The following is a 12705-nucleotide window of genomic DNA, read 5'->3' as shown; positions in this document are numbered from 1 at the left end:
ATGAATGGTTTTCTATACTCCAAAATGCTTGAAAGTATAGTGGTTATGCGAATAATCCAAAATTAGATATAAAAATTAGCAATAAATTTTATAAATAAAAAAGAGAAAATAGATATTCTTACGGCTATTCCATTAAAACCTATTGAAATAAAAAACAAGCGTTTTGATAGATTCGCTTCACTTCATTTAAAAAGATGTACTAATAATCAATTGGAGCTTCAAAGCATCTTAAAGTGTAATAAAGATTTTTCTCAAAAAGGAAATAATCTATTTAACAGAAAAGAAATCGTTAAAGGAGCTTTTGAAGTTACAGAAAATATAGCTGGTAAAAGTATCTTACTTATGGATGATGTGTATTCTTCAGGTTCAACTTTTTTAGAAGTAGCAAAAACACTATATGCGGCAGGAGCGAAAAATGTAAGTGGTGTCTTATTAGCTGCTAACCAATTAACAGAGTCAACTTCTATGTCTTATCATAGTCTTCTTTGTTCTTGCTGTGGGAAACCAATGACGTTAAAGATTAATCATAAAAACAAGCAGATGTTTTTTGGATGTACGGAATATCAAAAACATCTTTATGTTGACACCTCTATATCTATGCAACATGGATTACGTATGTTGTTAGATAATAATAAATTGGAGATTACAGAAATTATAGATTTGGAAGATGAGTATTAGAAATTGCAATTATTTAAGTAAATTACAAAGAACTAAAATATAGTTATAAAATTGTAGGAAATAACCCCCTAAAGTGACCCCTTAAGTCTAGACCCCTAAAGATTTTGGAAACCCAAATAATGATTTATAACGTTTACATAGCCACTTGGTTTAACTACAAAGTGGCTTTATTATGAAAGGAGCTGATATACATGAATAGAACAGAGATGTTTTTTTCTTATGAAGAAAAAGATTACGTATGTTCTACGCAATCTAGTGAAAAGTATTGGCTGATGCAGATGGCACTAGATGAACAGGGAAGTGGTTTATGTGATATCCCTTAATTTAATAATCGTCAATGTTAAAGTACCCTCGGTAGCTCTTGCATTGGCGTTAAACGTAAGGAAGAAATCACTTGCAGAAATCATACGTATGATAAAGGTGTTAGAGCCATAGGCACTTGTATTATCAGCGGCATTCATAAAATAAATGGCCGTTTCAATATGGGGAGCACCATTATAGTATGGTGTTATCTGCATATAGCCTTGTGGATTTAACAGGGCAGATACGTGATAGGATATGACATAATAACCGGGTTCTATCACAAGATTTGTATCGGAAATTTGGCGAATCTGACCAGTGTCATCTTCCGTAAGTGTGCCAAAAGGGATGCGTGTGGCATTGGTGAAGCTGGCAGCAAAAGTGATGAAGCTGGCAAATGCAATTTCAGGCAGTATACCCGGCAAGCCTTGTGGAATGCCAAATTCTAAGGCGATGCCATCTGGAGTTATGCTGGAAGTAACACTTGCTAAAGAGCCAGGTGCTAAAGTTGTTGTACCAATCACTTCAACTTGAGGCAAAGGCCCTGTCGCGCCTGTTTCTCCTATAGGTCCGGTAGCTCCGGTATTTCCAATAGGTCCGGTTGCACCGGTAGGTCCAGTAGCTCCGGTGTTTCCAATAGGTCCGGTTGCACCAATAGGTCCAGTAGCTCCGATGTTTCCAATAGGTCCGGTTGCACCAGTAGGCCCAGTAGCTCCGGTATTTCCAATAGGCCCAGTTGCACCAGTAGGCCCAGTCGCACCGGTCGCACCGGTTGGTCCTATAGGAGGGATTCCATCATCACAACAGCAAGGACACGGCGGACAACATTCGCAATTCCAATTTGTGTATTTCATACTTTACCTCCATTCTTGTTATTTTATGAGCATTATTTATATTAGTTACGGCTATGATGCAGGAGTATAAAATAAGGCATATCATATAAGGATATTAGTGTTTAAGATTATCATATTTTTTCAGACACATGCTAATAATGGTAAGGTATATTTGAAAGATTTTAGATATGTGCATAGGCTGTGTATTTACCACCATATGTTTATAAGCCACTTCCTCTTTCACCTGTTTTAACGGTATTGTTGTTTTGATGATTCTACATAAAATCGGATAAATAAAACATCCTGAATGTAAAAAAAATGTAAGCATCTTGAACATGAAGGAAGATATGGGTTTCTCATAATCGTGCACTATTCATTGCGTAATAGCAATTAAGATGGCATAATAATATGGAAATACACGGCTTAAAAAGCTATCGGTTGGGAGGATTGCATGAAAAAAGTACTTATAACTGGTGGAACAGTATTTGTAAGCAGATATATTGCAGAGTATTATGTTAAGAAGCATTATGATGTATATGTATTAAATCGTAATAGCAAAAAGCAATCAAAAGGGGTAAAGCTGATCCAGGCAGACAGACATAATTTAGGAAATCTTCTTCGCGATTTTCATTTTGATGTTGTGATTGATACAGCATATACTTCTGATGATGTCGAAAAGTTATTAGCTGCATTAGACAGTTATGAAGATTATATTTTGATCAGCTCAAGTGCTGTATATCCTGAAAATCTTTCACAGCCTTTTAAAGAAGATTCTCCAGTAGGGCTTAATAACTATTGGGGGAAATACGGAATTGATAAAATTGAAGCAGAAACGGCTTTGTTGAAAAGAAATCCCAATGCCTATATCCTTAGACCACCTTATTTATATGGGCAAATGAACAATGTATATAGAGAAGCTTTTGTATTTGAATGTGCGTTGGCAGATAGGAAGTTTTATTTACCAAAAGATGGGGAAATGAAGTTACAGTTTTTTCATATTCATGATCTATGCCGATTTATAGATATACTTTTGAAACAAAAACCGGCTCAACATATTTTTAATGTAGGAAATAAAGATACTATATCAATTCGGGAATGGGTTGCCCTTTGTTATCATGTTGTTGGGAAACAAACCGCATATGAATATGTGTATGGGGATATAGAACAAAGAAACTATTTTTGTTTCTATGATTATGAATATTATCTGGATGTTTCTGAACAATATAAGCTTATGCATGATGTAAAACCGATATCTGTAGGATTAAGAGAGGCATTTGATTGGTATAAAGGAAATGCAGAAAAAGTGAATAGAAAGCCTTATTTAGATTATATTGATAAGAATATACGATAAACAAGTCCCATCTGCTGAACAAAAAATCAGAACTTATAGAGGGGTTCAAGTAAAACCAATATGTAATGATGTGTTTGTATAACGATGAGGAAATGAGCAAGATTTAAGAAATGGTGAATGATACATGACCATTTGTAAAAGAACTTTTTTAGGTAGGAGGAATTACCAATGCTAGATTTTTTCGAAGCATTAACAAGTGAGAGTAAAAACACAAAAAAGAGGCCGTTTTCATGACCTCTTTTATAATATTTCCCCTCCAAGCAATTTTTTATTTTACTGGTTTTACATGTATTCTGCCGCGATATTCTGTTTCGGCAAAATAGACATTTTCCGCAATGCGTGCTTCCGGATTTAACGTAACATTTTTAAGCATCATTTCTTTGAATTTCTCATAACCTGCCATATCCAATAGATGACCGCCATGCAGATAACGTGGCTGACCTTTTAAGACATCCGCAGAGAACGCTTGCCAGTTTTTAATGATAGCAAGCACAGCTTCTTCACTTAAGAAGTCCGCAAATGTTTTTCCCATCCTTGGATATTGTTTCCCCGTTCTGCCGCCAATCAAAATACGATAGAATGGTTTTGGACTTCTGCGCATGGCATTGGTAGGACAAACTAACGTACATTCACCACAGCCAACACAACAACAAGCATCCTTTTCTATGCGATTGTTTACCATGCTCAAAACTCTGGTCGCATGAGATTCACAGGCTTTGACACAACTGCCACAACCGATACATAAATCAGGATCATAAATGGGTTTAGTTAAGCCGACAATCCCAAAGTCATTAAAATGTCCCTTGGCACAATCATTTGGACAGCCAGCAACCGCTACTTTGATATGATAGTGGCTAGGGAAGACTTCCTTTTCAATCTTCTTGGCTATTTCCTGCGTGTTAATATTTGCTTTAATACAATGAATACCGCCGATACACGCCATGATGTTTCGTGCACCGATCGTCGGATATCCGGCAGACGTATCCATGTCCACACCACATTGTGCCACCTCGATATCTTCTAAGTAATCCTTTAATTCTTTATTTACTTTATCAATATTTTCATATTTAATGCCGGGAATCGCAAAACATTGACGAGATCCAAAATGGAAGGTGCCATCCCCATAAGTTGTCGCAAGATGCTGTACAAAGCCTAAATATTTAGCCTCGATAAGGCCGGCAGGGACACGCATTTGTAACATATATTCACCTTTTACTTTTGATTGACGGAAACAGTTGGTACGCAAGGCACCAATATTCATATCTTTAGCCATTATAACGTTACCTCCTTAATCCATCAATGTCTTCGCCTTGGTATAAGGGAAGACAGGACCTTCCAGGCAGACATAAGTTTCATTAATCTTACAGTGACCGCATTTACCTAAAGCGCAGGACATTTTACGTTCAAAGGATACGTAGATGTGCTCTTCTTGAACACCATATTTCATACATTCCTGAGCTGTAAATTTCATCATGACTGGCGGGCCGACAATGATGACGGCATAATCTTCGCCCCATTCCTGAAAAGGTATATCTTTTACATAATTCATCGCAAAGCCTTCTTTAAATCCCTCTTTTTGCCCATTATCTAAAGTTAGGGTCGTATGAAAATGGGGTGCATTGACAAAGGCTTTTAAATCATTTTCAAATAAAGTGTGAGAAGGATCACGAAATCCGGCAATGGCATATACATCCTTACAATCCTGTGGATGATGAAGGAAGTGTTTTAGCGTACTACGGACAGGGGCAACACCGGTTCCACCGGCAATTACCACAACATGTTTATTTTTAAATGATTCTAATGGAAACCCATTGCCATAAGGACCGCGAATATATAAATCATCCCCAGGTGCTAAATCGAAGATGACGTTTGTTAACTTTCCCACGCGGCGAATTGTAAATTCTACCGTGGAATCAGTAAAACTACTTACGGAAATAGGAGCTTCGCCAATTTTTGGCAAAGAGATTTCAAAGAATTGTCCGTGCCGTATCGAGGCATTTGGGAATTCTACTACAAATGTAGATTCTAAATCCGTTTCTTCTATGATATCTAAAATACGATGTTTTTCAGGTAACCAGGGGTTATTCATCCGCCTTTGCCTCCTTTCTTGCTTCTACTTCCTCATACAAGCGATTTATGATATGCGTAAATGAAATATATTCCGGACAGATATCATCACAGCGACCGCAGCCGACACACATCTGATAATCGGTTTTAAAACGTTTCTGAAAGTCATAAACCTTATGCATTGTCTTAAATCGCATACGATCTTGATAATCGTCACGGAAAGCATGCCCGCCGTTTACTGTGGTGAATCCATCATTCATACAGCCGGTCCAGGTCCGTCTGCGCTCACCGCTTTTTCCATTTTCCGTATAAGTCGTGTCAATGGTATTGAAGCAAGAACAGGTGATGCATACGGAATTACATGCGCCACAGCCAATACAGCGTGTCTGATAATCCTTCCACATGTCGAAAGCATAGATGTCCGCTACCATGTCTTCCGTTATCTTTGGAACATGAATAACGGTTTCATTCTTTTTCACAAATGCTGGCTGATAGGTTGTTTTCGGATATGTGTTAAAAATAGATGTAAATTGATCACTCTTACATTCTACCAAGACACGTCCTTCTTCTTCATAAGGGCGTATAGCTAAATCATAATCATCTGTTTTATTTGTACCCATGCTGCAGCAAGCACAAGATTCCCAGCCTTCTTCCGGACATTCCATCAAGATAAAATGAACCTTATCACGCATACGCTTATAATAAGGATCTACTTCATTGCCATTTTCTAAGAATATCTTATCCAGACGTTTTATACCGTGAATATCACAAGAACGGGCAAAAATCAGCAGATCTTTATCAAAAATCTGACTTTCCATAAAGCCATATTCAGTGAAATGAAATAATGTCTGATTGATTGGATAGAAGACTTCCTTTGGCGAATATTGACTGCGCTCATTCCATTCAATCTCTTCAAGACTACGGATTTCTTTATACCGAATAATATCTGTATTGCAATATCTTCCGGCATTTTTTAATCGTTTTGGTGCATAAATCTTATAATGCAGCCTGAGTGAATCAAATACATGATTCATCTCTTCGTATGTCAATTCATACGACATGGTAACTACCTCCTTCATCCTTGTACATAAGAGTCATTGTAGGATATTCATCTTTGACTTCCATTATGTATGTCATAACTGATTTCATTGTAAACCCTTAAAAAATTTTTTTGAATAGGAGGAACGGTTTTTCAAAAATTCTAATAGATACATAAATATTTCTTATCGTTAGTACCAGAATGTTTTGAAAGGGCAAAAGATAAGGAGGATGGGAAAGTGAAAAGATCAAGAATAGAAGCTTTGAAAATGTGAAGAAGTTTCTATAAATGACAAAAGCCACCGTTATTGGTGGCTTATGAAATACATATGGGGATGGTATATTATTTCGTGATGATTTCTGCTTTGCAGGCCGATACGAAAGTAGGGTTGTCACAACCATTACCGACAAGAACGATCATACCAAATTCATTCTTTAATACCATACCGTTTCCTACAGTCTGACCTCCAGCATTGATAGATACACCAGTAGTACCTACTGGCAAGTACATACGCTCTGCTTCTTCACAATCAAAGTCACAACCAGTTGGTATTGGTGTTGGTACAGACAGATATGTGATAGCATTGTTGTAGGAAGCACTGGTAAGTTTAATTGATGCAATATGGCAGATGGAAATGGCTTCGGATGGTTTCCCCTGCGAGTTGACCAATTGCAAAATACCACTATGAGGGTTGTTGTTAGGAGAAGGCAGTAAGGAACCGAGACGACCACTTGCATTATTGCCACTTTCCATACTGACAATGACGTTTTCATTTGGATAAAGAGCAATCAGCTGTTCGAGTAAGTGTTTCATCTGGCTTACACATGCACAAGAAGCACTGACAGCAACAACACCGGTAGCACCTGTAGCTCCCGTAGCACCGGTTACCCCGGTAGGTCCTGTTGCACCTGTAGCACCGGTTGGGCCGGTAGGACCAGTGATACCATCTTCGCCATCTGTACCGGTAGCACCGCGTGGTATGACGAAGTCTAAGATATGATTAGGACCACCTGAATCTGTGACAGATGCCGGTGTACCCGGTTCTGCAGTCGTTGTGCTTCTAACTGTCAACGTATCAGCAACACCCGTAGCACCGGTAGGGCCAGTAGGTCCGGTAGGCCCTGTTGGTCCGGTCACCCCAGTTGCGCCGGTTGCGCCGGTGGCTCCGGTTACCCCAGTAATACCAATGCCAGTTGCCCCGGTAGCTCCGGTAGCACCGGTTACTCCGGTTGGCCCGGTAGGCCCAATAGTACCTGTAACGCCCGTAGCACCGGTAGGCCCCGTAGCGCCATTTGCCCCGGTATTTCCCGTAGGCCCTTGTAAACCAGTAGCGCCGGTGGCTCCTGTAATGCCGGTAGGACCGGTTGCTCCTGTAATGCCTGTAGCACCATTCGCTCCAGTAGGTCCGGTATTTCCGGTAGGTCCGGTAGCTCCAGCAGGTCCAGTAGCTCCCGTGATTCCTGCGAAACCTTGAAGTCCGGTAGCACCTGTTGGACCTTGTGGTCCAGTAGGTCCAGTTGCACCATTTGCTCCAGTAGGACCAGTAGCTCCTGTAATACCAGATGCGCCGGTTGTTCCTGTTGCACCGGTTGGTCCTTGCAGACCGGTAGGCCCGGTAGCACCATTCGCGCCGGTCGCTCCCGTGGCACCTGTTGGCCCGGTAGGCCCGGTAGCTCCTACACCAGGTCCAGTAGCACCAGTAGCTCCGGTAGGTCCTGTAGGCCCAGTGGCACCACGGAATCCTCTAGGACCTCTTGGCCCAATACATGCACATCCACAAGTATTCACAGGAGTAATGCAAGGCTCGCATGAGCAACTTAGCGGACAATCGTTTCGTCCCTGAAAAGGTTCTTCTTCATAATCGTAATCATCTTGTTCAAACGTATCTTCATATTCCATTTTATCACCTCGCCGCATGGATTTTGAATATCCGTCGTATCCTATGCGCTTACTTGCAAAATGGCATAAGCAAGTGCCTAGTTTAGAAGGATATCAATGAAAACGTGAGATACAACTATGTTTTGCTGTATCAGACAACTGTAAAAAAGGCTTTTCATTACGCGCGTTACTTGTGGAAAAGGCATGTTCTTATAATGAAGTTTCACCTCTTTTCTTTTTATCCAACGTATACTATGCAAAATAGGAAATGTTATATGGTGTATCTTATCAGGGATGTCTGTTACTTTTCCCAATAACCATAAAAAAAGCCATTTGTTTACAAGAGAATATAGAAACAAATGACTTTGGTTATGATTTATAATATTTTTTTATTCATGATGACGTAAGGCTTGTACGATTGTTTTTAATGAAACCGTATTGCCATAACTCAATGTTCCTCTGCGATATAAGCGCGCCCCTAAAATTCCCATGGCAATGGTCGTAACTGCCAATAGGCACCAGGAAATAATGATTTCCCATACGGTAGCAGAGCCAACGGCAACATTGATGAACATACACATCCAGGAGGTAAAGGGTACAAAACCAACGATTTTGGCAAGAAGCGTATCTGGCATCTGCAAGCTTACATAACTCAAGATGAAAACCGCGATAATCAGTAGCTGAATCGGCATGGTTGCCCCATTTACTTCTTCGACTTTCGAACATAAAGCACCAATCGCCCCAAACAGGAAGTTGAAGAGCAAATAGCCTAACATGCCAAATAATGCGAAGGTCCATAATACGATGGAAGGAATGTGTAAAAATTTATCCAATGCATGATTCCACACATCTGCATTTACTTGATATGCCAACAGGAAAGAACCTAACATAAGGGCAGTCTGCAGAACCCCTGTAATTGCGCCGGCAATGACCTTGCCGAAAATTAAGGTATTTGATGTTGTACTGGTTGTTAGTATTTCAATAGCACGGTTGCTTTTCTCACTTGCAACTCCTACACCAACTTGATTACCGTAAATCATGATCATCATATAAAGAAGGAGGATCAATGCATAGGTGTAATAATAGTTACTGCTGCCATCGGTTCCCAACACGGTTGTTTTGGATTGAATCGGTGTCTGATAAATAGCTTCAATGGTTGTCGCATCATAATGATGACGTTTGAACTCCTTTGCTTGGTATTGCTTTTTCATCAAATCTTCAAACTTAGCTGGACGTGTATCCTGTAAACTTGAATTTTTTATATAATAAGTGAAATGCGTAGCATCGTTTATGGCAAAACCAATATCTGCTTTCCCATCAGTTACTTGTTTTTTTAATTCATCCAACTGCGTGGTGCGCAGAACCTTATAAGCAGGAAATTGTTGCTTGATCAAATTGTCATCTTGTAAGATCTGTTTCATATCCTGTATGATCATGACCTTATCAACTTTTTGGGTGTCCTTATTTTCGCTGTCATTTGATAGAAAGCGAGGGAAGGATAATAAAGCAAAGGCAGCTATTGCTACTAATATGGTGGAAATCAGAAAAGATTTCTTTTTTAGCATAGTTTCCAATTCAAATTTTAAAACGATAAAAAAGGCTCTCATTCTTCATCACCTGCCTTTGCTACAAAAATGTCTGTAAGTGATGCCTCATATATCTTAAATACGTCGATATCAATATGATGATTCACAAGATATGCGAACAGCATCTGCTTATCAATACCTTCCTTTAATTCTACGATATAATCCTCTGCTTGTTTTGTGTACAGATTGATCATATTTTGACATTGTTTTAAAGTGTCCTCAAAGGTGCCAGCACATGATTCATTTGGACGTAATACGAGACGGTTATGACCAAATGCTTTTTTTATTTGTTTCAGGTTGCCTTGTAAAACGACATTGCCATGATGCAAGATTACAATATCTTCGCAAAATTCCTCAACATAATTCATTTGGTGTGAAGAAAAGATGACAAGCTTACCGGCTTGTATTTGCTCTTGTACGACTTCTTGTAAGATCTGTGAATTTACCGGATCTAAACCGGAAAATGGCTCATCTAAAATTACGATATCCGGATCATTCATCAAAGTCTGTGCTAACTGAACTTTCTGCTGATTTCCTTTACTCAGTGTTTCTAAAACACGTGATTCATATTCTTCAATATGCAAACGTTTTAACCATTTTTTCAAGTTGCTTTTGGCTTCGGCTTTTTTCATACCTCGTAACTCAGCTAAATAAAGCAATTGCTCAGATACTTTCTTTTTGGGATATAAGCCTCTTTCTTCTGGTAAATAGCCGATGTTATATTCCTTCGCATGAAATGGCTTTCCATCCATGAGAAGTGTTCCTTGATTTGCCTTGAATACATCCATCAGAATGCGAATGGTTGTTGATTTCCCCGCGCCGTTACGCCCCAATAGACCTAAAGCTTTGCCACTTTCAATGGTAAAAGAAATTCCATGCAGTACTTCTTTGCCTTGAAAGCTTTTATGCAAGTCGTGTACTTCTAGTTTCATTTTGTCCCTCCTATTGTTAGCTGCATTATAAAGCAAGTTTCTTTAAAATGCAATATATATTTTGCATTTGTAAGATATAACTTTCATAAAGCCTTGCTTTTCCTCTCTCATCCACCTATAATAAAAACGATAAAGAAGGGATATGCGATATGAAAAATCTCAAGATCAAGATGGCCCGTATGGAACTGGATATGTCACAAGAAGAATTAGCAAAAAAAGTTGGAGCGACCAGACAGACCATTGGGTTGATTGAAGCAGGAAGGTATAATCCAAGCATTAAGCTTTGTATCAATATCTGTATTGCGTTGCATAAACATTTAGATGATTTATTTTGGGATGAGTCCTATGATAAGGAGGAATGGGAATGAAACAGCCGAAACAAAGCTTGTTGAAAGATATCATACGTTATGGAAAAACAAAAGGAAAAGCACCATTGGATGAACGTCAGATGGATACTTTAAAAAACTTATACATTGAATTAGCCAGATCGGTATTACTGGCATTTATGATATTCAGCATTGCTTATGGGTATAAAGAGATTCATGGGGAAGAAATATCTTATAGTTATTTTAATTTATCTGTCGGTATCATCGGCGCCGTAACCTATTATTATTTATTGCGTTTCGCATATCAGCAGGTGATTGGGATTGATGAGAATTTTGAAGTTTTACTCATACCGGCACTTGTCTTTACACCGTCCTTCTACATGGATGCATTATGGGCACTGGGATTTTTATTTGATTTCCCTGCGATGTATTTTCGTGTGGTGGCATATTTATGGCCTCTTTATGCCATCTTAAATTACTTAGGAGCAAATAAAGTGTATCAGCATGGGAAAATGGTAATGGAAAAAGAAATTGAACTGGGAGAGTTGAGCTTTCGCAGTCGTAAAATGATAACAAACTATGTTTTGTTTTTCTTGATAATCGCATGTATGTTGCCGATTTCTTATGATATGTTGTGCCATATGACCTTATTATTGGCAATGTTGTTTCTTTTTTATACGATATGGCAATATGGCTTTCATACGCCAACCAATATTTATGTATTTGATGAAGAGGGTTTGCGTTATCATAAGGCATTGTGGAATCGCAAAGGAGGATATTTGCGCTATGATGAAATCGTATCTGTGAAACAACAGGATACCTTTAATATCGGATATGCGAAGGATAAAGTGTGTATTCATACCAAACAAGGAAAAGATGTCTTATTGTATCCGGAAAATCCATATCGATTTTGTACAGAACTAGAAAACTTATTGGGATGATGTTTCATAAATAAAAGCCAATATAAATATTACTGGATTTAAAAAAACAGGGAAAGCTTTAAATGATATAAAAGGAGGAAAGTTATGCGTATTTTATGTTATGGGGATAGTAATACTTGGGGATATGATCCAACAAGTGGAATGCGTTTTGCGCATCGTTGGCCAAAGGTATTAGCACAGCAATTCCCACAGGATGAAATTATTGAAGAGGGATTAAATGGACGTACTTTGGTTCATGAGGATCCTTATGGCAAGGGAAGATGTGGCAGTGCTGTTTTGGAAATGCTATTGCGAACCCATCAGCCTCTGGATCTTATCATTATGATGCTGGGAACTAACGATCTGAAAACCATGTATCATTTGAATGCCGAGATGATCGCAAAGGGAGTCAGGGAAAATATTAAGATCATGCAGAATCCCTTTCTTTATGAACGTTATGTCATTCCTAAGATTTTGGTGGTTTCACCGATTGCCTTGGGCGAAACGATTTTGACAACTTCACCATGGGCAGGCGAATTCCATGAAAGGAGTTATCAGGTGGCAAGGCATATGGCAAAGCCAATACAAGAAATCTGTGCACAATATCATTGTTACTTCTTTGATGCCGCCAGTGTTGCCTGCGCCAGTAAAGCGGATGGTGTGCATATGGATGAAGAAAATCATCGTAAACTGGCTTACGCTTTGGCAAAAGAAATTCGGAAAATGCAAAAGGATCATGAGAAAGTTTAAAAAACTTTCTTTTTTTAAGACCTTTTTCATAGATCATTCGTTAAA

General features: G+C 38.9%; 13 protein-coding genes. 6 read left to right on the top strand and 7 right to left on the bottom strand.

Features of this window, described 5'->3' with window-relative positions:
* The first annotated feature begins 210 nt into the window (after positions 1-210).
* On the top strand, positions 211-678 hold the full coding sequence (locus ACESSZ_RS04445; protein WP_499842694.1) for a ComF family protein: 468 nt from the start codon (positions 211-213) through the stop codon (positions 676-678).
* A 191-nt stretch (positions 679-869) separates the two neighbouring features.
* On the top strand, positions 870-1001 hold the full coding sequence (locus ACESSZ_RS04440) for a hypothetical protein (protein WP_020990885.1): 132 nt from the start codon (positions 870-872) through the stop codon (positions 999-1001).
* Here ACESSZ_RS04440 and ACESSZ_RS04435 read toward each other — a convergent pair.
* Positions 984-1832, bottom strand: coding sequence for a collagen-like protein (locus tag ACESSZ_RS04435; protein WP_119983280.1), 849 nt, complete (start codon positions 1830-1832; stop codon positions 984-986). The two genes, ACESSZ_RS04440 and ACESSZ_RS04435, sit on opposite strands and share 18 nt — an antisense overlap.
* A gap of 430 nt (positions 1833-2262) precedes the next feature.
* Here ACESSZ_RS04435 and ACESSZ_RS04430 point away from each other — a divergent pair, with 430 nt between their 5' ends.
* Complete coding sequence (locus tag ACESSZ_RS04430; RefSeq protein ID WP_120136703.1) at positions 2263-3162, top strand: NAD-dependent epimerase/dehydratase family protein; 900 nt, start codon at positions 2263-2265, stop codon at positions 3160-3162.
* Between the two features lie 268 nt (positions 3163-3430).
* Here ACESSZ_RS04430 and asrC read toward each other — a convergent pair whose 3' ends face one another.
* From asrC to ACESSZ_RS04400, 6 genes are all read right to left on the bottom strand, one after another.
* Entirely contained in the window at positions 3431-4435 is a 1005-nt protein-coding gene (asrC, locus tag ACESSZ_RS04425; protein ID WP_008690684.1) for a sulfite reductase subunit C, read from the bottom strand.
* A 15-nt stretch (positions 4436-4450) separates the two neighbouring features.
* Entirely contained in the window at positions 4451-5251 is an 801-nt protein-coding gene (gene asrB / locus ACESSZ_RS04420; RefSeq protein ID WP_008979764.1) for an anaerobic sulfite reductase subunit AsrB, read from the bottom strand.
* Positions 5244-6290 carry an anaerobic sulfite reductase subunit AsrA gene (asrA, locus tag ACESSZ_RS04415; protein WP_119983283.1) on the bottom strand — a complete coding sequence of 349 codons (1047 nt, stop codon included), beginning with the start codon at positions 6288-6290 and terminating at the stop codon, positions 5244-5246. Before asrA ends, asrB begins: the two co-directional genes overlap by 8 nt.
* A gap of 320 nt (positions 6291-6610) precedes the next feature.
* Positions 6611-8167 carry a collagen-like domain-containing protein gene (locus ACESSZ_RS04410; protein ID WP_120136704.1) on the bottom strand — a complete coding sequence of 519 codons (1557 nt, stop codon included), beginning with the start codon at positions 8165-8167 and terminating at the stop codon, positions 6611-6613.
* A 368-nt stretch (positions 8168-8535) separates the two neighbouring features.
* The gene (locus ACESSZ_RS04405) at positions 8536-9753 is read right to left on the bottom strand and encodes an ABC transporter permease (protein WP_119983285.1); all 1218 of its coding nucleotides are present in this window, start codon (positions 9751-9753) and stop codon (positions 8536-8538) included.
* Positions 9750-10664 carry an ABC transporter ATP-binding protein gene (locus ACESSZ_RS04400; protein ID WP_008979743.1) on the bottom strand — a complete coding sequence of 305 codons (915 nt, stop codon included), beginning with the start codon at positions 10662-10664 and terminating at the stop codon, positions 9750-9752. The genes ACESSZ_RS04405 and ACESSZ_RS04400 overlap by 4 nt, the downstream gene beginning before the upstream one ends.
* A 149-nt stretch (positions 10665-10813) precedes the next feature.
* Here ACESSZ_RS04400 and ACESSZ_RS04395 point away from each other — a divergent pair, with 149 nt between their 5' ends.
* From ACESSZ_RS04395 to ACESSZ_RS04385, 3 genes are all read left to right on the top strand, one after another.
* Positions 10814-11032 (top strand): helix-turn-helix transcriptional regulator, encoded by a 219-nt coding sequence (locus ACESSZ_RS04395; protein ID WP_008979742.1) that lies wholly within the window; start codon positions 10814-10816, stop codon positions 11030-11032.
* Positions 11029-11931, top strand: a complete 903-nt coding sequence (locus tag ACESSZ_RS04390) for a hypothetical protein (protein WP_119983286.1) — start codon at positions 11029-11031, stop codon at positions 11929-11931. Before ACESSZ_RS04395 ends, ACESSZ_RS04390 begins: the two co-directional genes overlap by 4 nt.
* 84 nt (positions 11932-12015) lie before the next feature.
* Positions 12016-12660, top strand: a complete 645-nt coding sequence (locus ACESSZ_RS04385) for an SGNH/GDSL hydrolase family protein (protein WP_119983287.1) — start codon at positions 12016-12018, stop codon at positions 12658-12660.
* The last annotated feature ends 45 nt before the right edge of the window (positions 12661-12705 follow it).

Source organism: Eubacterium sp. 3_1_31 (assembly GCF_964249515.1).
Taxonomy (GTDB): Bacteria; Bacillota_I; Bacilli_A; order Erysipelotrichales; family Erysipelotrichaceae; genus Longicatena; species Longicatena caecimuris.
Note: the sequence above shows the minus strand (reverse complement) of the source record. Positions and strands in the feature narration are given on the sequence as shown.